General features: G+C 35.4%; 19 protein-coding genes and 2 pseudogenes. All 21 read left to right on the top strand.

Annotation, left to right across the window (positions count from 1 at the left end):
- Window positions 1–21 precede the first annotated feature (21 nt).
- The 21 genes and pseudogenes from AB4Y30_RS15175 to AB4Y30_RS15075 all read left to right on the top strand — a co-directional run bounded on the left by AB4Y30_RS15175 (window position 22) and on the right by AB4Y30_RS15075 (window position 21,752).
- The gene (locus AB4Y30_RS15175) at window positions 22–990 is read left to right on the top strand and encodes a D-alanyl-D-alanine carboxypeptidase family protein (RefSeq protein WP_368653038.1); all 969 of its coding nucleotides are present in this window, start codon (window positions 22–24) and stop codon (window positions 988–990) included.
- A 635-nt stretch (window positions 991–1,625) separates the two neighbouring features.
- Complete coding sequence (locus tag AB4Y30_RS15170) at window positions 1,626–2,795, top strand: SIR2 family protein (protein ID WP_368653037.1); 1,170 nt, start codon at window positions 1,626–1,628, stop codon at window positions 2,793–2,795.
- Window positions 2,788–4,509 (top strand): ATP-binding protein, encoded by a 1,722-nt coding sequence (locus AB4Y30_RS15165; protein WP_368653036.1) that lies wholly within the window; start codon window positions 2,788–2,790, stop codon window positions 4,507–4,509. Before AB4Y30_RS15170 ends, AB4Y30_RS15165 begins: the two co-directional genes overlap by 8 nt.
- A 194-nt stretch (window positions 4,510–4,703) precedes the next feature.
- A complete protein-coding gene (locus tag AB4Y30_RS15160) occupies window positions 4,704–5,438 on the top strand; it encodes a hypothetical protein (RefSeq protein ID WP_368653035.1) in 735 nt (244 codons plus the stop codon).
- A 344-nt stretch (window positions 5,439–5,782) separates the two neighbouring features.
- Window positions 5,783–7,282, top strand: a complete 1,500-nt coding sequence (gene istA, locus AB4Y30_RS15155) for an IS21 family transposase (protein ID WP_368652493.1) — start codon at window positions 5,783–5,785, stop codon at window positions 7,280–7,282.
- Entirely contained in the window at window positions 7,279–7,998 is a 720-nt protein-coding gene (gene istB, locus AB4Y30_RS15150; RefSeq protein WP_003320558.1) for an IS21-like element helper ATPase IstB, read from the top strand. Before istA ends, istB begins: the two co-directional genes overlap by 4 nt.
- A gap of 91 nt (window positions 7,999–8,089) precedes the next feature.
- Window positions 8,090–9,151, top strand: coding sequence for a DNA cytosine methyltransferase (locus AB4Y30_RS15145; RefSeq protein WP_368653034.1), 1,062 nt, complete (start codon window positions 8,090–8,092; stop codon window positions 9,149–9,151).
- 369 nt (window positions 9,152–9,520) lie between these two features.
- Window positions 9,521–9,835, top strand: a complete 315-nt coding sequence (locus AB4Y30_RS15140) for a YdcP family protein (RefSeq protein ID WP_368653033.1) — start codon at window positions 9,521–9,523, stop codon at window positions 9,833–9,835.
- A 13-nt stretch (window positions 9,836–9,848) separates the two neighbouring features.
- Window positions 9,849–10,229: a YdcP family protein gene (locus tag AB4Y30_RS15135; protein ID WP_368653032.1), complete on the top strand. Its 381-nt coding sequence runs from the start codon at window positions 9,849–9,851 to the stop codon at window positions 10,227–10,229.
- Window positions 10,229–11,568, top strand: a pseudogene (locus AB4Y30_RS15130) (FtsK/SpoIIIE domain-containing protein). Before AB4Y30_RS15135 ends, AB4Y30_RS15130 begins: the two are co-directional and overlap by 1 nt.
- 228 nt (window positions 11,569–11,796) lie before the next feature.
- Complete coding sequence (mobT, locus tag AB4Y30_RS15125) at window positions 11,797–12,984, top strand: MobT family relaxase (RefSeq protein WP_368653031.1); 1,188 nt, start codon at window positions 11,797–11,799, stop codon at window positions 12,982–12,984.
- 126 nt (window positions 12,985–13,110) lie between these two features.
- Window positions 13,111–13,332, top strand: a complete 222-nt coding sequence (locus AB4Y30_RS15120) for a hypothetical protein (protein WP_047185293.1) — start codon at window positions 13,111–13,113, stop codon at window positions 13,330–13,332.
- Window positions 13,333–13,452: 120 nt separating this feature from the next.
- Entirely contained in the window at window positions 13,453–13,986 is a 534-nt protein-coding gene (locus AB4Y30_RS15115; RefSeq protein ID WP_341165799.1) for a dihydrofolate reductase family protein, read from the top strand.
- A gap of 192 nt (window positions 13,987–14,178) precedes the next feature.
- Window positions 14,179–14,679 carry an antirestriction protein ArdA gene (locus AB4Y30_RS15110; protein ID WP_368653030.1) on the top strand — a complete coding sequence of 167 codons (501 nt, stop codon included), beginning with the start codon at window positions 14,179–14,181 and terminating at the stop codon, window positions 14,677–14,679.
- A 190-nt stretch (window positions 14,680–14,869) separates the two neighbouring features.
- Window positions 14,870–15,340 carry an IS200/IS605 family transposase gene (gene tnpA, locus AB4Y30_RS15105; RefSeq protein WP_368652045.1) on the top strand — a complete coding sequence of 157 codons (471 nt, stop codon included), beginning with the start codon at window positions 14,870–14,872 and terminating at the stop codon, window positions 15,338–15,340.
- A gap of 620 nt (window positions 15,341–15,960) precedes the next feature.
- A pseudogene (rpmG, locus tag AB4Y30_RS15100) lies at window positions 15,961–16,133 on the top strand (50S ribosomal protein L33).
- Between the two features lie 74 nt (window positions 16,134–16,207).
- Window positions 16,208–17,188: a metal-binding protein ZinT gene (locus AB4Y30_RS15095; protein WP_368653029.1), complete on the top strand. Its 981-nt coding sequence runs from the start codon at window positions 16,208–16,210 to the stop codon at window positions 17,186–17,188.
- Window positions 17,189–17,815: 627 nt separating this feature from the next.
- Window positions 17,816–19,342, top strand: coding sequence for a metal ABC transporter solute-binding protein, Zn/Mn family (locus AB4Y30_RS15090; protein WP_368653028.1), 1,527 nt, complete (start codon window positions 17,816–17,818; stop codon window positions 19,340–19,342).
- A gap of 153 nt (window positions 19,343–19,495) precedes the next feature.
- Window positions 19,496–20,203 (top strand): metal ABC transporter ATP-binding protein, encoded by a 708-nt coding sequence (locus AB4Y30_RS15085; protein ID WP_368653027.1) that lies wholly within the window; start codon window positions 19,496–19,498, stop codon window positions 20,201–20,203.
- The gene (locus AB4Y30_RS15080; RefSeq protein ID WP_368653026.1) at window positions 20,149–20,991 is read left to right on the top strand and encodes a metal ABC transporter permease; all 843 of its coding nucleotides are present in this window, start codon (window positions 20,149–20,151) and stop codon (window positions 20,989–20,991) included. Before AB4Y30_RS15085 ends, AB4Y30_RS15080 begins: the two co-directional genes overlap by 55 nt.
- Window positions 20,992–21,350: 359 nt before the next feature.
- Entirely contained in the window at window positions 21,351–21,752 is a 402-nt protein-coding gene (locus tag AB4Y30_RS15075) for an RrF2 family transcriptional regulator (protein ID WP_368653025.1), read from the top strand.
- Window positions 21,753–21,835: the final 83 nt, after the last annotated feature.

The following is a 21,835-nucleotide window of genomic DNA, read 5'->3' as shown; positions in this document are numbered from 1 at the left end:
AGAATAAGGAGTTGATTTATTGTGGTACGAAAAGTGAAAAAGAGAAAGACTGGAATATGCGTATTTGTTATATTTTCATTGATAGTTGCTGTTTTTGTTTTCAAATTCATCATTACTCCAGGAAACCAACATAGGTTTGAAACAGAATATGACGATAATACATCGCTTGTTCCCTCTGCAGATATAGAACCCGATTCCTCTGTTTCTATATCTCTCGATAAACTAAACAGTAGCCATGCGATCCTAATCCGATTAGAAGATCAAAATATTCTGATGCAAAAAAGTAGCGAAGAAAAGATCTACCCTGCTTCGTTAACTAAAATGATGACAGCTATTGTTGCGATAGAAAATTTGACAAATTTGCAGAAAGAAATACAACTAACCCATAATACCTTTAATGGTCTTTATAGCGCCAATGCTTCTATGGCCGGTTTCCAGCCAGGAGAGAAGGTAAGAGCTATTGACCTTTTATACGGAGTGATGCTTCCAAGTGGTGCAGAAGCTTGTATTGGTCTTGCGGATCAGATTGCTGGTTCGGAGCAAGACTTTGTAACGATGATGAATCAAAAGGCAGCAGAACTAGGGATGTACAACACCCATTTTGAAAATACCACAGGACTTCACAATAAAAGTCATTACACAACAGTCAAAGATTTGGCTATTCTTCTAAATTACGCTTTGAAAAATAAAACTTTCAGGGAGATTTTTACTTCGTCTCGACATTCCACACAACCCACGAATAAGCACCCTGAAGGGATAACATTTTATAGTACCATGTTTGAAAAACTCAACAATCAAAACATTATTGGAGGAGAAATTTTAGGAGGGAAAACTGGATATACCGATGAAGCTGGTCTGTGTCTTGCGAGTCTTGCAAAAGTGGGTAACCAAGAATATATATTGATTACAGCTGGTGCAAAAGGAGATATCCATTCTGAACAGTATAATATTACTGATGCATTAGCTGTATACAATAGTATTGGGAAATAATAAGTTTTTCATAAGATTTTGATTTGTTCCCGCCTACCGATAGTGCAAAAAGAGCCTTTGACTTGTTCCCGACTACCGACAATGTAAAAGACATCAATCCACCCCGCTCGTTGCATGTGGAGTGTGTATCGTTGCTACAAAGAGAAACTATATAGAAATCCTTAGTTTTAAACACTTTTACAAGTATTTCGTGTTTGTAGGAGAAGGTGAAAAAACGAGAAATAAAGTACTGAAAAACCACATTACCGTTTCAGTGGTAATTGATCTGGGGTGTGGGAACACAATAGAAAAAGTATAAAACTATTATTTGATAGTTCATATTTAATAGTAGCTCTTTTAACGGTGATTGTAGGATAAGAAAATTTACAGTCGCCGTTTACTTGTTAAAAAATCAATGGGATGTTTATCAGCTTAGATTTTTAACTTGGTTATTAAATATAACGAAATTATTTGTTAACCTAGAATAGAATGGTTAAAAATTCGTTTACAATACCACTTATAATATAAAAAGTTTAAGATTAAAATGTTTCACATATAAATTATGACTATGTGATATGTTGATGGGAATATTTAGTACTCCTATTGTAAGAGTGATATAATTACTATAGACTATTAGTCTTCTAGGAGGAACAATATTGAAAAAAATCTTTTTTTCCAATGTAAATACAATCGCTTATGATGAAAAAGGTGTATATGTAGATGGTAAGATATTATCTGAAGAAGATAAAGAAGAGAACGAAAGCAATGAAGACTGCGCAAATAGATTAATGCGTAATACTTATCAAAATATTTTAGCTAAACAATATGAAAATATAGTTGTTTTGACAGGTGCAGGTAGCTCATATAATATTGGTAAAACTAATCAAGGCAAATTAATGACTGGATTATGGAATGAAGTGAAAGAAGCGCTTTCTTATCAGAAGATAAAAGAATTTGCTTATCAAATAAACTTTTTAGATGTGTCCGAGGAAAATACTAATTTAGAGGATTTTATTTCACATGCCGATTTATACCAAAAAATTTCTACGTCTGATAATAAAATTACTTCTACAATTAATGAAATAAAAAGTATTATTCGTAATAATTGTCATATTATTATTCCTGAAAATGCACCGCATCATGAATTTATAAAAAAACTTACCTCTCGAAAAACAAAGTATTCTAGAACTAAAATTTTCACTTTAAATTATGACACCCTTTTTGAACAAGCCGCTTCCGACAGGGGGTATATTATTATAGATGGTTTTTCATTTAGTTCACCAAGACAGTTTAATGGAGCATATTTTGATTATGACATCGTTTCACGTGCAAGTCATAAATTATTATCTGAAGAAAATTTTGTTTCTAATGTTATTCATTTATACAAGCCACATGGCTCAATTGATTGGGAAGAGAGTAATGGAAAGATATTCAAAACAAATAACACTAAAAAACCATTAATGATTTATCCTAGTTCAACTAAGTATGAGTCTTCCTATAGACAACCTTTTTTTGAAATGATGTCAAGGTTTCAACAGGAAACGAGAAGCAAGAATACCCTACTAATCATAATAGGATTTAGTTTTGGTGATGCCCACATTACAGCAATGATTAAAGAAGCTTTGAATGTGAATTTAAGTATTACAATGCTTATTGTCTCACCTGATGTTCATGAAGAAAAAGATCAGTATAAATTCTTCAAAGAAAAAGCTGAAAAGTCAGGAAACATTAATTTAATTAATGAAACATTTGAGAGTTTTGTAAAATACTATCCATTATCTGATGTTTATGACCTCTCGGAAGAAAGGAGAATTGGAATTGACTAATAGTAATCCGTTTGATAACAAATATTTTCTTGGATATATTAATCATGTAAATCCCCAATATGTAAAAGTACATTTTCCTTCTTCAACTTTATTGAGCAAAACATTCTTTTCTGGTGAAGAATTTAATGGGGGATTAGTTGGTAACTTTGTAACAATAGAAGGAGAAAATCATGGTTTTATTGGGAAAATCTCTGAAATTGATTTACCGGAAAAAGAACGATTAGCACTTAGTGATAAATCTTTTAGAAGTTCAGATCTTCATCCAACTGCAAAAATAGAAATATTATTGTCTTTCGATTACTTTGAAAGTAATAAAGCTAATAATTCCTTCAATACATTTCCGAGCATAGGTTCAAAAGTTTATGTATGTTCAAGTTCATTCATTCAAAAATATGTTTTGAGATTTGGAGAAAAAGAAAAATCTGATAAAACTTTATTTTTAGATTTAGGACGCCTGACTTCCAATAAAGATACGAAAGTAGTTGTCTCTCAACAATCAGTGTTTAGTAGACACTGTGCCGTTGTTGGAACAACTGGTGGAGGTAAAAGTTGGACTATATCTAAATTACTTGAAGGTATTTCTAAAAACAGAACGAAAGCAATATTATTAGATCCTACTGGTGAGTACTCTACTTTATCTGAGTTGGATACTGTTGAATCATTAATATTAGGGGAAGACATACATTTTTCATATAAAAATCTCACGATTGAGGATTTATTTTTTTTGATTAAACCTTCTGAAAAAACTCAAGCACCTAAATTATTAGAAGCAATACGATCATTAAAATGTGTTAGAGTTTATAAAGAAAATCAAGAAGATCAGTATAATGATTATATAAAGGAATTTGTTAATACTGACCTATTAATAAAAAGTGGAAAAAACATAAAGAATTTCGAGAGGTTTGTGTATTTAAAATATAAAGAAATTGAAACAGGATATCTTGATTTTGATATAAGTAAATTAGAACATCAAATTCGTGAAGAATGTATTTGGGCTAATGATTGGGAAAATAAGGAATTGTTTGGTCGTATTAATGAACAGGATTTTGGATATTGTTTAAGTATGATTACTAGAATTGGTAACTTAATGAAGACAGATTTATTTAATTCTATATTCAATTTTGATAACTCATTAACATCTGATAGCTTAACTGATAGAATCAATTCATTTATTTCAAGTGATAGTACTTTGTTAAGAATAGGGTTTGAAAATATTGGATTTGAATTTCAGGCTAGAGAAATTGTAGCAAATGCAATAGGAAAATATTTACTTAACAAAGCTAGAGATAAGGTTTTTAAGGAAGATCCTATTGTTTTATTTATTGATGAAGCACATCAATTTCTTAATAATAGTATTGTTGATGACTATTTTGATACTAAGAATCTCTCTGCATTTGATCAAATTGCAAAAGAGAGTCGGAAATATGGCTTATTTCTCTGCCTAGCTACACAAATGCCAAGGGATATACCTTTAGGAACTTTAAGTCAAATGGGAACATTTTTAGTTCATAGATTAATAAATTACAACGACAAAGAAGCAGTAAGACAAGCGTGTTCATCCGCTAATGCTGCAATACTAGACTTTTTACCAGTTTTAGGTGAAGGTGAAGCTATTCTAACAGGTGTAGATTTTTCTATGCCACTTAGTATAAAAGTTAATCCACCTGTTATTCCACCTGATTCAAAAACTCCTGTATTCAGAAAGATGAGTTAATTGATATAGCTTTATCGACGGCTACTCCCCAAGAGTATTTGAAGTTAAAACATTTGTTCGATACTATTTTGACGATAATTAAAACGATTAAAATCAACAGATATTGCTGAATCTAGTCAAAGGAAACGAAAAAGAGCATGAGATATTGTTAAGGTAGTATGCTTAAGATTAGTAAAACATGGGAGATGAAAAATATGCAACAATTTAAACGTTTGGGTGGGGATAGAAGAGTAGGAAAGTTTACAGAATGGAATAAAAATGATGAAAATTATTGTATTTATTGCGGAGATGTTGCTGAAACAAGAGATCATGTTCCATCGAAAGCATTCATGATTGAACCTTATCCAGATAATTTGCCTACAATATCGGCTTGTGAACCATGTAATAATGGATTTTCTTTTGATGAATCTTATGTAGCATCCTATATTAATGTATTCAGAAGAAAGTTAGACCCAAGATTTTTCAATGAGAAAATAGATAAAGCATTAAAACGAGATAGAAAATTAAAAGAGTTATTGGATTCACAAATTAATACAGTAGAACAGGAAATTTATTATTCGTTTGATAAAGATAAATTTCAAAATATTATTATTAAATTAGCTAAAGGTCATGCAGGGTTTGAGTTTGATTATGTTGATGTCGATGGAGTAACTACTTTGTGGTATGATTGGAAATTTAATTTAAATGCAAAACAAATAGAAAGCTTTAACATGATTCCGTCTGTAGATATTATGCCAGAAGTAGGATCAAGGGTTTTTAATCGCATCGAATCGGGATTGAATTTTCAAAATGGTGAATCAAGCATCTATTTGAATTGGATAGATGTTCAAAAGGGAATCTATCGTTATCTTGTTTATTTTGATGAAGATCACAATATTAGTGTTAAAATATCTATTTGTGAGTTTCTGTTTTGTATAATAAGTTTTTAACATTAGTAATTCATGAAAAAATTGATGTTAGCTATTTATTTTTTAAAAGGTTCTTATGTAGATTAACTTTAAGAGTATCACCATGTTTGAAATTTTTATAAATAAAATATAATAATAATTTTTAACTTAATAAAACCTATTGTATTTAGACGTTCAATTAAAATGAGTGTCTTTTTTTTATGCATGCAAATTGTTTATGGCAAACTAAATATGTAGGGAATGGCAGTTAATTTGTGTAGGGCCCGGAGGGCCCTACACAAATTAAAAAAGCCACTTGTCAACTTCTCAAAATAACTTTAAACTCCTCGTTGGACCAACAACGTTTAACAGGAGGCTATTAGGAGATGTTAGCAGTGGCACAAATTGATTATATCAGACATGAAGTGAATCAAAAAGGTGGAACTTATTCCAGTGTGGCAAGAAAGATGGAGCTGGATCCTCGTACAGTTTCTAAGTATGCGAATCAAGAAGAGTTTCCAGTAAAAAAACCACAGAAAAGAAGCTCTAGAGTGATGGATCCAGTGAAGCCTATTTTAGATAAGTGGATTCGAGAAGACTTAAAAAAGAAAAAGAAGAATCATAGAACTGCCAAAAGAATGTACGAGCAGTTAGTTAAGTTTCATAGCTTCGAAGGTTCTGCACGTACAGTTCGTGACTATGTTTCAAGAAGGAAGAAAGAGCTAAAAGAATATATAGAAGGAGCTTCATTACCTCTTGAATCCATACCAGGAACAGCACAAGTTGATTTTGGTACAGCACCCTTCTTATATGAATCAGAGATAATAGACCTACCGTATTTAGTGATGTCATTTCCGTACAGTAATTCATTCCTGTTTCAGGTATTTCCTTCGGAAAACACTGAGTGTTTACTAGAGGGTCTACAACGTATGTTTCACTATATGGGTGGTGTGCCGACAACGATACGATTCGATAACTTATCCCCCGCTGTGAAAAAGATAAAAGGTAAGGGTGAACGTGAACTCACTGATACATTTGAACGTTTTGTCTTACACTATGGGTTCAGTTACGAATTTTGTAATCCTGGGAAGGGGAATGAAAAAGGACACGTTGAAGCAATGGTGAAATATGTTCGAAATAACTTCTTATTACCCGAGTGCACCATAGTGGATCTCGACCAATTTAATGAAACACTTTGGCAATGCGCAGAGGAAGACCGAAATCGTCCACACTACTTAAAAGAAACGCTTCAATCAGAGTTATATAAGGAAGACAAAAAGGAATGGCTTATCCTTCCTGAGAAGAAGTTTGAATGTGTGCGTTATCAGGAAGTGAAGGCAGATAAATACGGGATTATAAACATCGATAACAAGGAATATTCAACGTCGCCTAGATTTGCCAAGCAGCGCATAAATATTTGTGTAACCTATAACTCTATTATTGTATTGAACGAAGAACGTCAGGTTATTGTAAAGCATTCTCGTTTATATGGAGTAAAAAGAAGGTCGATGAACTGGCAACCATATTTACACTTACTATCAAAACGTCCAAAGGCAATTAAATATTCTAGTTTATATGACCAATTTCCCCTTGAATGGTCCAACTTTTTAAGAGATTGTACAGAAGAAGAGCAGAAAGAAGTTTTACGTCTTTTAGCTACGCTCTTAAAAAATGATGATTTTACTTTATTGAATGAGGCATTAGAGTTAGCTTCTTCACATGGTCATCCTAGTGCGGATCAAATCAAGCATTGTTTCTATTCTCTACTAAATCAAGGTACATCTTATGAGGCGATTACTCCTCGTCTTAATGTTCCAACAGTACCTAGCGCAACTCGTGGGCTTTCTCATTACGATGCTTTCTTTCAAGGGGGTACGAGTGAATGAACGAGCAAATACAAGCCTACGCAAAGCGACTAAAGTTAAGTTGGATTAGAGAGAATTTTAATCAAATAGAAGCAGAAACAAATGAAGAGTACCTATTAAAGCTTTTTGAAAAGGAAGTCCAAAATCGAGAAGAAAGAAAAGTTAATTTATTACTAAGTCAAGCTCAGCTACCGAAGACAGGTTCTACTCCTTTCCAATGGGAACATATACAAATTCCACAAGGAATTGAACGTACAGCTGTCATTAATGGTGACTTTATTAAGGAGAGGGAAAACCTTATTTTATACGGTGGTGTCGGTACAGGAAAGACTTATTTGGCAACATTACTATCCTTAAATGCCATACATAGATTTGGCAGCCAGGTAAAGTTCTATACAGTGGCAGGCTTGGTTAATAAACTAATTGAAGCAAACCAGAAAAACACTCTACCAAAGCTGATGAAACAAATCGAAAAGCTAGACCTTTTAATACTTGATGAGCTCGGCTATATTCCGTTAAACAAAGAAGGAGCAGAGCTTTTATTTCAAGTGATTTCTATGTGTTATGAAAACCGAAGTATAGTGATTACAACCAATCTTCAATTCGGTCAATGGAATCATGTTTTTGGCGACCCGATTCTAACAGAAGCTGTCATTGACCGCCTGATTCACCATTCTCATTTACTTGTTTTTAAAGGAGATAGTTTTCGTTATAAAGAGTCTTTATTGCATCAATAATTTGAAGTGACAAGTGGCATGCATATTTAAATGCCATTTGGTACATTTTTTAATTGCCAAATACATGCAAATGGAGAATAGAAGGTGAAACATGATTGAACTAACTTTAGGAAGTTTATTTGATGGTATCGGTGTTTTTCCATTAGCTGCATCTCGTTATGGAATTATTCCTATATGGGCAAGTGAAGTAGAGAAAGCACCTATTTCTATTACAAAACGGCATTTCCCTAACATGCTCCATCTCGGAGATATTACAAAGATAGATGGTAGAGAAATTCCACCTGTTCATATCATTACCTTTGGTTCACCCTGTCAGAACTTATCCAATATCGGAAATCGAGAAGGTCTTACAGGAAGTCAATCTAGTTTGTTTTATCACGCTATACGAATTATTGAGGAAATGAGGTGTGCAACGAATGGAACATATCCAGTTATCGCTGTTTGGGAAAACGTCATGGGAGCTTTTTTATCAAATAACAGGCTGGATTTTAAAGCCGTACTGGAGTCGTTCACAAAAACCGATATTCCAATGCCTGCTTCTGGAGTCTGGGCAAATGCCGGAATGGTCCGAGGGAAGGATGTTGAGTTGTGCTGGCGCGTGTTGGATGCCCGATATTGGGGAAAGCCCACGCTCGCTCAAAGAAGAAGACGTATCTTCCTCGTGGCAGATTTTGGAGGAACACGTGCCAGAGAAATATTATTTAAAACCCGCCATCTGCAATCGGTTCTTACGTCTTGCGAAGAGGACAGGCTGTCCTCCACCAGCACTGGTCGAATATTTGCTCCAAAAACAAGGGGGAAAATACCCGTTGTCCGACCCTTTCAAGAAAGACGTATGCGAAGCACCGCAAAAGACAAAAATAAAACAGGCTTCCATGCAAGTTTTGGACGGACAAATGACCCTTTTCCCACTTTGCTCGCAGGTTCCGTAAACTATTTTTCATTTTGGTACGAAGGAGAAGAAAAAGAAGGGTTTATTCGTCAACTTACTCCATTGGAATGTGAACGTTTGATGGGATTACCAGAGGGATGGACATCTCTTGGGTATAAAGACGAAGCGATAAGTGATTATGCTAGATACAAAGCAATTGGAAATGCGATTGCGGTACCATGTGCGGCATATATTATGGCTGGTATTACAGAAGTTTTATAAATAAACAAACAAAGGTATGACAAATTCTACCTGTCATGCTTTTTTTATTGTCTCAATCAAGGGGGAGTGTGATTTCTTTGGAAGAAAATGAAATAAAAGTGATGGAATGGATTGAGGATCATTTGTAATCAATGAAATTGAAATAGAAGATTTTCCATTCTTTCCTTGTGGGAAGTTGATACGTGATGAGAATGGAGAAACGATGATTATATTTTGGTGTGTCATTTATGGACGTGTAGATTATCGACTACAAGAAGCATAGGAGTGATTCATTCATGAAGATGTATTATTCTCGTTCCCCTCCCTTCTGCTCTTGCTTTCCATTTGAATAGATAATCAAAAATTAAAACAAGAAAAGAGGGCTATATCATGGAATTAAAATATGTCATTCCAAACATGGAAAAAACGTTTGGAAATTTAGAATATGCTGGTGAAGGTAAAGTTGAACAGAGACGAATTAATGGCCGTATGACCACCCTTTCTCGAAGCTACAATCTGTATTCTGATATTCAACGGGCAGATGATATTGAAGTGATTCTCCCCCAAGATGCTGGAGAAAAGTTTTTTGAACATGAGGAAAAAGTGAAACTGATCAATCCTCGCATTACCGCAGAAGGTTATAAAATTGGTGATCGTGGTTTCACAAGTTATATTTTACATGCTGACGATATGGTCAAAGCATAAGGAGGAAAATAAGATGAGATTAGCACAAGGAATCGTGATTGATAAAGAAAAGACATTTGGTTTATTAAAATTTTCGGCCTTACGTCGAGAGGTGTTTCTTCAAAATGAAGATGGTACCGTATCTTCTGAAGTCAAGGAACGCACATATGATTTAAAGTCTCGTGAACAAGGACGCATGATTCAAGTAAGCATACCTGCTTCCGTTCCTTTAAAGGAATTTGATTATAATGCGGAAGTCGAACTGATTAATCCTGTCGCAGATACCGTTGCAAATGCGACTTTTCGTGGCGCTGATGTCGATTGGTATGTGAAGGCAGATGATTTGGTTTTAAGGGGAAAAACAGGAACAACGGGTAGTAACACTTCAAAAGCTTCGCCAACAAAGGATAAATAATGAAGACCTTCCGAAGGCGAGGGAAACGCATTAAAGAAAAAGATGGTTCCCTCGTCTTTCAATTTATATTCTTTGGGCTGGTTAGTGTATGGCTCGTTTTCTTTCTCCCTTTTCATCTATCCTTTTTACTCTCGACCACATGGCAATTGGATGACTTTCAAGCACACTTTATGGGTGCGTATGGATTAGTTTCACTAATAATTAGTCTAGGGCTGGTAGCTTGTTGTGCTTTTGCTTATTATCACTATCGGTATGACAAGATCAAACAAGTCATTCATCGTCAAAAGCTCGCAAAAATGATTTTGGAAAACGGATGGTATGAAATGAAACAAGTGCAATCCAATAGTTTTTTTGAAGATATACCAAATGGAAAAACAAAAGAGAAAATCAGTTATTTTCCTAAAAATACTATCGCCTTGAAAAAGGGATGATTCGTATTCAAGTAGAAATCACACTCGGAAAATATCAAGATCAATTGCTGAACCTTGAAAACAAGTTAGAAAGTGGGCTGTATTGTGAATTGGTATCAAAAGAATTACATGACTCTTATGTAGAGTATGTCCTTTTTTATGATATGATTGCAAATCGTATTTCGATTGAGGAAGTTACTGTACAAAATGGCAGCTTAAAACTGATGAAATTCCTCTATTGGGAATATGATAAGTTGCCACATATGTTGATTGCTGGTGGAACAGGTGGCGGAAAGACGTACTTTATTTTAACCTTGATTGAAGCGCTGCTCAAAACAGATGCAAAATTGTATGTTTTAGATCCAAAAAATGCTGATTTAGCGGACTAAGCTACCGTTATGCCTGATGTGTACTACAAAAAGGAAGACATGATAACCTGTATCGATGAGTTTTATGAATCTATGATGGCTCGCAGTGAAGAAATGAAACAGATGCCTAATTATAAAACAGGAGAAAACTATGCGTATTTAGGCTTATCTCCCCACTTTTTAATTTTTGATGAATATGTAGCATTTATGGAAATGCTTGCTTCTAAGGAAAGTACTGCCGTATTAACAAAATTAAAACAGATTGTTATGTTGGGACGGCAAGCAGGCTTCTTTTTAATTCTTGCCTGTCAGCGGCCAGATGCAAAATATTTAGGCGATGGAATTCGAGATCAATTTAATTTTCGGGTTGCTTTAGGAAGGATGTCTGAACTAGGATATGGCATGATGTTTGGAAGCGACGTGCAAAAACAATTTTTCTTAAAACAGATCAAAGGACGTGGCTATGTCGATAAAGGGGATAATGTCATAACTGAATTTTACACACCACTTGTGCCAAAGGATCATGACTTTTTAAAAGAGATAGAAAAACTAGCTCCATAAAGGCTGCCCAGTGCGGCGGCGTGCGAAGCGAAAGCCGACGTGCTGGGCGAAGCCTGCGTGGCGACAGCCACGCCTTAACCCCCCGTTTCTAACAGGGGGGTAGAAAAGCAATAGGAAACTGTCCGAGAAATGCCTTAACACCTGTAGGCACAATAGTTTAAAGGATATCACAAAGATGTCAACTCAAACGAAAAAGTTGACATCTTTTTTTAGTTTGGAGGAATGCACATGAATCAAGTGCCTTGGTATCAACGTTTAAAGGAAAGACGAGTGGAATATGGCGTATCACAAAATAAATTGGCTGTACATGTAGGGATTTCTAGACAATATATCAGTGAAATCGAAACAGGAAAAGTAACTCCGACTCCAACATTAAAAAATGCTCTATTCAATGTTTTAGAACAATTTAATCCAGATGCACCTTTGGAAATTTTGTTTGACTATGTACGGATTCGTTTTATAACGACCAATCCGAAGCCTGTCATTAAAGAAATTTTGAAACTTAAAATGGAATATATGATGCATGAGGATTACGCATTTTACTCGTACATGGAACAATATGTGTTTGGAGATATTGTCGTCATGGTTTCACCTGATGAAGATAAAGGTTGTTTACTGGAACTGAAAGGAAAAGGTTGTCGCCAATTTGAAAATTTTCTACTAGCCCAACAGCGAACATGGTTTGATTTTTTTATGGACGTATTTCGTGTTGGTGGCGTATTTAAACGCATTGACCTTGCGATCAATGACAGGGCAAGCATCTTAGATATTCCGTTTCTCACACACAAATGTCGTAAGGAAGAATGTATCTCTGTTTTCCGTAGCTTTAAAAGCTATCGTTCGGGTGAACTTGTACAGAATCGAGAAAAGCCTGATATGGGAAATACGTTATATATTGGCTCGTTAAAAAGTGACGTATATTTCTGTGCTTACGAGAAGGATTACGAACAATACGTAAAGCATGGAGCATCACTAGAAGATACAAAAGTGAAAAATCGCTTTGAAATACGCTTAAAAAATGATCGTGCGTATCACGCGATTGTTGATTTAATGACCTATGAAGACGCTGGACGAACAGCGTTTTCCATCATTAACCGATATATTCGTTTTGTCGATAAGGATGAGAAAAAGCGTCGTAGTCATTGGAAAATCAATAAAGAATGGAAACGATTTCTGGATTTAGGTGTAAGTAGAAAAATTACTTTAACAACAAAACCTGAACCGTACACATTTGATAAAACACTTAGATGGTTGGCTCGACAAGTGGCTCCTACTTGGAAATTAGCAACGAAGCTCGATGAAATCAATCAAACGACTGTGATTAAAGATATGTTAGACCAGGCAAAGTTAACTAAGCGTCACCAACAATTATTGATGCAACAAGCACTTGCGACAGAAGAAGTCATTAACCGATAGATTGGAGGGATTGTATGAAGTTATTAAAGTACATTTTTATTACGATTATGGGCGGTGTTATTTTATGGGTTATCGAATGTATGCGTCAAGTGACAAAGTATTAGAGAATGAAAGGAGAAATAAACAATGAATTTTGGTCAAAATCTCTATAATTGGTTTTTAAGTAATGCACAATCGTTAGTGTTGATGGCAATTGTTGTTATCGGGATTTATTTAGGATTTAAGCGTGAATTTTCTAAGCTGATTGGCTTTTTGATTGTTGCCTTAATTGCGGTGGGATTAGTCTTTAATGCGAGTGGAGTGAAAGATGTATTGTTAAACTTATTCAACAGAATTATTGGAGCTTAGATAATGTGATTTATAGAAAAAAATGTGTGTTTACTGTATAGTATGAAATATTAATACTAGAAAAAGAGTCGTTTATTCAACAAACGGGTCAGTTAATGGAATAAAAGCAAGGGAAAAATGATGAGCAAAAAACGTAATTTAGTATTATTTATTGCTTCAAGTTTGGATGGATATATTGCTACAAAAGAGGAATCTCTTGAATGGTTATTTAAGGTTGAAGGTGAAGGAGATAACGGATTTACAGAGTTTTATGAAACGGTCGATACGGTTTTAATGGGCAAAAGAACTTACGATTGGATAATGAAGCAAGATATAAAGGAGTTCCCATATAAAAACAAAGAATGTTATGTGTTTACAAGATCGGTTGTTGAAGATACCGAAAATGTAAGGTTTGTTAATGATGATGTAACTAATTTTATTCATAAATTGAAAAATCAAGAAGGAAAGAACATATGGATTGTTGGTGGAGGAGAATTGTTACAGTCATTTATACAAGAAAAATTGGTTAATGAACTGATCTTAACGGTTGCTCCAACAATACTTGGTAAAGGGATTCCATTATTTAAAGAGGGAGATTATCAATTGGATCTTTCGTTGAAAGGAACTAGGAATTTCAATCAATTTGTTGAACTACACTACGATGTCAAAAATTAATGGAACACTCTTCAACTAAAGGGTGCGATTGTTTAATAAAAGTTTAACGCAGATATCTCTTAGATCTTATTCAACAAATATTTTTATTAATTGTTGGCTCTAGTGAAATCAAAATACGAAAATGAAAACAGCTACAATGAACAGTTAGCTGTTTTTTTATGCCCATTTTTAATAAAAAGGATGTGAAAACTAATGGACATGCAAGTTTACATTGCCAACCTCGGAAAATACAATGAGGGCGAATTGGTTGGCGCTTGGTTTACGCCTCCGATTGATATGGAAGACGTAAAAGAGCGTATCGGATTAAATAGCGAATATGAAGAGTATGCCGTGCATGATTACGAGTTGCCATTTGAAATTGATGAATACACACCAATCTCTGAAATCAATCGGTTATGTGCGATGGTAGAAGAATTGAAAGGATCGCCAATTTATCATGAGCTATCCGAAATTAAAAATTATTGGTTTGATAGTTTAGAAGAATTACTAGAAAATCAAGATGATATTATCTGTTATACAGATTGTGAAGATATGGAAGATGTGGCTCGGTATTATGTGGAAGAAACAGGCATGCTTGGGGAAGTTCCTACTAATTTACAGAACTATATTGACTATCGAGCACTTGGGAGAGATTTAGAATTAAACGGAAACTTTCTCGTTACGTCACATGGTGTATTTGAATATGTTGGATAAGTAAATATAAAAATTGTGAAACAGTCTGTGCACATGCAGGCTGTTTTCTTTTTATGATTTTAGAAAACCCCTGGCTATGCCGGGGGTTCTAAAGAGCTTCAAGCGTGGGGTCAAAAAAAGCCTCTCTTCATGGTAAGCTAAGGTTGGTTTCCCGACCACCAAAACTCACCAAAGAAGGAGGCAAAGCCCTATGCAGGACAAGAATAGTTTAGCACATACAAAGTGGAGATGTAAGTATCATATAGTATTTGCTCCAAAATATAGAAGACAAGTGATTTATGGAAAATACAAACAAAGTATTGGAGAAATTATAAGAGAGCTTTGTGAAAGAAAAGAAGTTGATATACACGAGGCAAATGCGTGTAGAGATCATATTCATATGTTAGTGAGTATACCACCGAAATTAAGTGTATCTTCCTTCATGGGATACTTAAAAGGAAAAAGTAGCTTAATGATATTTGATCGTCACGCGAATTTAAAGTACAGATACGGTAATCGAAAATTCTGGTGTCGAGGCTACTTTGTAGATACAGTGGGAAGAAATAAAAATCAAATACAAGAATACATAAGAAATCAGCTTAAAGATGACTACATGAGTGATCAATTAACTTTATTCGAAGAATTTGATCCATTTACAGGGAAGAAAAATAAAAAGAAATAAGAGATTCTTTTAGAATCAGTGAGTAAGTGTGGTGCAAAAGGGAAACCCATTCAGTGGGCCTTTAAGGCCAAGGCCGGTAACAGAGGCTTCTAGCCGCAGAACAAACCACCAGTTCACACTGGTGGTTTTGATTTTTCGGGACATATACAGATAAACGCTAAGTGTATTGAACACCCCGGAATCCATTAATATCAACGTTTCGGGAATTGTGATATGGATAAAAAATGTATGGAAATCTCGAACCAAACTGAACAAATAAATGCCATTTAAGGCATTGTACAGCATCTTTTTAACATCTGAACTTTGGAATTTTTATAAGTCCATTTAGGTTGAAAAATTAAAATTGCGATTTTCGAATTGCCATATTTGCCACAACACACTTAAAAAATCAGCTAATTGCTATTATTTATTAGGTGTGAGAAAAAATAGTTGCAAATCGTAATGATTTCGTTTTATAATTATGAAGTACTTTTTTAAATCGTAATCATTACGTTTTATCCTTAAGCATCGATTGCATATTATCGAAGTAATTCAATACATCGAGTTTACGAAATAATTTTATTTTTTGAAGCAACAATATGTAAGCAAAGAAACATATCAATGATTTGGGAGGGATAATTATGGGAGTCAAAATTACTTTAGCCTCTACATAAACAGGCGATAGAAATTATATTCCTGCAAAAAATAAGCGAACAAATTTTGACCGTAGCGCTAACAAAAATTTTGTCCTCGTTTGAAAAGACATTCTCTACATCGGGAAACGAAAATCTTGACACAAAGATGTATTGATTGAAATAAGTATGAGGTATAAAACGTAACAATTACGTTTTATGTTTTATATAAAAATAAAAAATTGGAGATGAGAAAATGAAGAAACTGCTAATTCGTTTATTCAGCTTGTTTTTACTTTGTTTCGTTTTAACAGCGTGTCAAGGAACGAAAGAAGAGCATGTAACAGGGGAAGAAGAAGTTCATGATGAGGAACACGCTCAGCATTCGAATGATGAAGAGACACCTGTTGGGATAAAAATTGAAGGTCTCGCTCACCATTATCATACTGGTGATAAGATTGAGTTATCCGCGGTATTAGATGAAGAATCAGAGCATGAACATTGGCACTGGTATAGCAGAGAAAGTGCAAGTGAAGAATGGGAAGTCGTTTCTGGTCAGGAAACAGCAACATTCATAGGCGAGGCAACAACTGATGGCTTAGAACTAAAAGTCGTTTTGTTTGATGATCATCACGAACCAATCGTTCAATCAGAGCCAGTTAAAATCGTCATTGATGATCATCATGGACATGACGAAGCAAGTAAACAAATCTATCAAGGATATTTTGAAGACGCGCAAGTGAAAGACCGTGAATTATCGGATTGGGATGGAGAGTGGCAGTCTGTTTATCCATATCTTTTATCTGGAGATTTAGATGTTGTGTTTGAACATAAAGCAAAAAACGGAGATATGACTGCTGAAGAGTATAAAGAGTATTACACAGCAGGATATGAAACAGATGTAGATCACATCAAGATTGCGAATAATGTAGTAACATTCTACCAAAATGGCAAAGAATACTCAGGTAAGTACGAATCAGATGGATATGAAATCCTTACTTATGAAAAAGGCAATCGAGGAGTTCGCTTTATTTATAAATTAGTAGATGGAACAGAAGGTATGCCGCAATATATTCAATTTAGCGATCATAACATTTTCCCAGTCGACTCCAATCATTTCCATTTATACTGGGGAGATGATCGAGATGAACTACTAGAAGAAGTGACGAATTGGCCAACATATTATCCAGCAGAGTTAGATGCAGAAAGTCTCGTGCGTGATATGTTAGCACATTAGTATGGCATCTACTATTATGTAATGCCAGATGAGGAAGGCACAGTGCCAGCACATTAGTGGCATTTGCTTGCCTATAAAGGTGTGAAAAATAGGATCAGCGACAATGTCTGTTTCTATTCTTCTCATTATCTAGAAAAAAATAAATCTTTATAGATTTATCGGGCTCAATACTGCATGTGGTGGTGAGTTGAATCAATTCCTAAAAAGAGGACAAAAAACACACTCCCCCACCCTCTTTGTTAACCAAAAGCTGGGAAACAAAAGAAGGAAAGACTCTAGTCAAAATATATCGTAACTCATTGTAAGAAGTGTAACTCTACATTTTTTGAACGTCTTCAAATGGTTCGTACAATCAAACGTTGTTTAAGTGCCCTTCCATCCAAGCTTGATGCGTTCCTTTACAATGGCGGCACGGATAGCAATCGCTGGATTCGTCTTTTTGATAAACGAAAAATGAAAAAAAGGAAAGAACGGTTACGAGTGATTGCATTGGTGATTTTTTTGTGCGGGTCCAGGAAATAAGAAGCGAAAAAGATGTATTCCTCACCACCACATTGAATAGTGAATCTCATTGTTAGAGGGAGTAAAAGGAGAGAAATTTTTAATGCAGAAAAAGGAGAGAAAGAAATGAAAAGAAATTGCCTAGCTGCAATTTTACTTATTTCAATGATTAGTGTGATTCTTTTCGGCTGTCAAAATGAAGAAAGCACATCAGTTGATAAGCTTTCAGTGATAGCATCATTTTATCCAATGTATGAATTTACGAAACAAGTAGCTGGGGACCGGGCAGACGTAGCGTTAATGGTCTCTGATGGGCAAGATGCACACCACTATGAACCAAGTGCTAAAGACGTGGCACGTGTCAATGAAGCAGACGTGTTTGTTTATAGTAGTGAAGATATGGAGCATTGGGTAAATAGCCTGCTCAAAACAATAGAAAACGATAATCTTGTTATAGCTCGTGCCGCGGATGGTGTTGATTTAGCCAATCATGACCACGGACATCCTCATCATCATGAAGCTACTGAAATGATAACAATTAAAGGTGTTGAGGACCATTATCATACGGGTGACAGGATTCAGTTAATTGCGGAAATAGAGGAAGATGTAGATGCTGATCATTGGCATTGGTATACAAGAAAAGGTTCTGACGAAGAGTGGAAAACGGTTCCCAATCAATTTGGACCTGAATTCCATGCTGAAGCAATGGAAGAAAGTTTTGAGGTGCGAGCGGTATTATATGATGAAGCCCATCATGAAGTTGCACAGTCAGAAATAATAGAAATTGTTATAGATAATCATGACGGACATGATCCAAACCATGACCACGAACATGGAAGTGAAGAAACAGCTGCAACAGTAGATATCATCGGGCTTAATGATCATTATCATACAGGAGATGTCGTTACACTTGTTGCTAAGCTTAAAGAAGAGACGGACTTTAAGAATTGGCACTGGTTTACACGCGAAAACCATGATGAAGAATGGGAAGTAGTCACTGGTCAAGAAACGGACCATTTTGAGTATAAAATGTCTGAAGAAAGCTTTGAAGTCAAAGCAGTACTTTACGATCATGACCATAATGTTTACGCTGAATCAGAGCCTGTGTCCGTTCTCATTGACAATCATGACAATCAGGATCCTCATATTTGGTTAGATCCCGTTTTGGCACAAGAGCAAGTAAAGGTGATCCGTGACGCACTTATTCATGCGGATCCAGACGGAAAAGACATTTACGAACAAAATGCGGAATCATTTATAAAAGAACTTCAAGAATTACATAAAGATTATGAATCCGCATTTAAAGATGCAAAACATCGGGTGTTTGTCGTACAACACCAAGCATTTGGATACCTTGCGAAGCGTTATCATTTAGAGCAGATTGCGATTGGCGGCTTATCGACAGAAATCGAACCAAGTCCTTCACGTATTGCAGAGATTGGCGACTTATTAAAAGAATATAATGTGCCAATTATCTATTATCAACAAGGAGCTAACTCAGCAATTGCCCAAACTGTCGCCAATGAAACAGGAACGGAGACAGCAGTACTATATGATTTAGAAGTATTATCGAAAGAATTGCAGGATAAAAATTTAGGCTATGTAGAAGCAATGCGTGAGAACTTGAAATCTCTGCAGTTAAGTATTCAATAATATGTTGATTATAGATGAGTGGATATTAAAAAATTCATAGAACGCTATATATGCTGCATATTTTGATTATGCAGAAAGAATAAACGGACTAATAGAAAGAAAAACAGCGATATTTTAAGAAAAACGAACTTTTTTTGCGGGAGGTTGTTTAATATGCATTATGTCAAAGTGGAAAATCTTGCCTTTCATTATGAAGATCAACCCGTACTAGAAAATATTTCTTTTGAAGTAGCTCCAGGAGATTTTGTAATGCTTACGGGAGAAAATGGTGCGGCGAAGACAACACTTTTGCGAAATATTTTAGGCCTCCTCAAACCTTCAAAAGGAAGTGTTCAACTTTCACCGAAAAACCGTATCGGTGAAAAGTTAGTTGTAGGCTATGTTTCCCAGCAGGTCGCTTCCTTTAATGCAGGTTTTCCGAGCACTGTACTAGAACTGGTGGAGTCTGGGCGTTTTCAAAGAGGCAAATGGTTTAAAAGGTTAGATCAAGAAGATAAAGAGCATGTTCGTCGTTCCCTTGAATCAGTGGGAATGTGGGAGATGCGTCATAAAAAGATAGGAGAATTATCAGGCGGACAAAAGCAGCGGATATTAATTGCTCGTGTATTCTCAACAGATCCAGATTTGTTTATATTAGATGAACCTACAATTGGAATGGATGTACGTTCACGTCAAGAATTTTATCAATTATTGAAGCACCATAGTACAGAGCATGGCAAAGGTATCTTAATGGTTACACACGATCATGAAGAGATTCGTCACTACGCTAATAAACACATTGCGTTGATACGGAAGGAGAACTCACCTTGGAGATGTTTTTCTATGGATTCATGCAAAGAGCTTTCCAAGCTTCATTTTTAATCTCATTCATCGCTCCAATATTAGGATTGTTTTTAGTATTGCGCAGACAATCACTAATGGCAGATACTTTATCCCATGTCTCGTTAGCTGGGGTAGCGCTAGGTCTGTTCATTGGTATCAATCCGACATGGACCAATATTCTCATGGTAATCGTCATTGCAATTTTACTTGAACTTTTGCGGCAAATGTACCGCACATATTCTGAAATTTCGATTGCCATATTAATGTCTGTCGGAATGGCAGCAGCGCTTGTCCTGATGGAAATAAGTGATGGTGGAGCTACATTAAGTGTAACGCAATTTCTATTCGGTTCCATCGTTACGATTAACAAAGAACAAATATGGATGTTACTAGGATTAACGATCATGATCGGATTATTATATTTAATATATCGAAAACCGATGTATGTTCTTACATTTGATGAGGAAACAGCTTTTACAGCTGGCCTGCCTATTAAAGCGATGTCGATTTTGTTTAATGTGTTAACAGGAGTCACAATAGCCGTAATCATGCCGATTGTCGGGGCTTTGCTTGTCTCAGCCATTATCATTTTGCCCGCAGCGATCTCGCTTCGTTTAAGCAAAAGCTTCTACGGTGTCATACTAAATGGAATGGTCATTGCACTTGTTGGCATGTTAAGCGGTTTAGTCGCTTCTTATGAATTGGGTACACCGCCAGGCGCTTCCATCACAATCATTTTAATGTTGATTTTTGCAGTCATCACACTTGCTAAGTACATGTTACATTACTTGAAATTTGCTAAACTATTTAATAAAAGTCAAGGCTAGAATGAAATAAAGAGAAAAGCCAAATCGAAGTTACGTTTCAAATACTAAATTTAAAACTCCACTTAATTCTCAATGTATGAAAATCATGGAAGCCTTCCTCCAATCAAATATAATAAAAAAAGAACTAGACAAGCTATTATAAGAAAGAAGGATAGGTTATAAGCTGTAAGTTGCGTGGCATAGAGTAACAATAAAATGTGTCTGCAGAAAAATAAATAAGAGAAGCATTGCCATACGATTAGAGCATGTTCAAGAAGTTCGACTAGCTGCTATAATAAATAGCCCATGCATGATGCTTGGCGTTTAACAACATTCAAGTTATTATAGATAAATAAAATCCTTAATTAGGGTGATGAGGAATGAAGTTTTCAAAGGCTACTGATTATGCTCTACATACGATGCTTTTTCTTGCTGCAGCGACTCCGGAAAAACCTGTTGGCGTTCAGCTGCTTGCTGAGAAGCAAAAGGTGTCACCAACGTATCTGTCCAAGATCCTGACCAAACTAGTAAAGGCTGGCATGATTGAATCTATAACAGGAGTGAATGGTGGATACAGACTGAAACGAAATTGGGAAGATATTTCATTTCTTGACATTATTCAAGCGATTGAGGGATCGGCCTCCTTGTTTGATTGTAGTTTCGATCACGGACCAGATTGTCCGATTCAAAAAGTCGTATTGGCAGCAGAGGAAAAAATGGAAGAGCATTTACGAAATAAAAAAATGTCCGATCTTGTGCAGGAAACGAACATCGTTTTCTAGCACATATTTTTTCGACCAATTATAGACAATACGTATCTTTAAAGTCCTTGATGAAATGAAACTTTTATGTAAGGAGGTGATGC

Source organism: Ornithinibacillus sp. 4-3, assembly GCF_040958695.1.
Classification (GTDB): domain Bacteria; phylum Bacillota; class Bacilli; order Bacillales; family Amphibacillaceae; genus CALAMD01.
The sequence above is the reverse complement of the archived record's forward strand: the minus strand, read 5'-3'. Positions and strand labels throughout refer to the sequence as shown.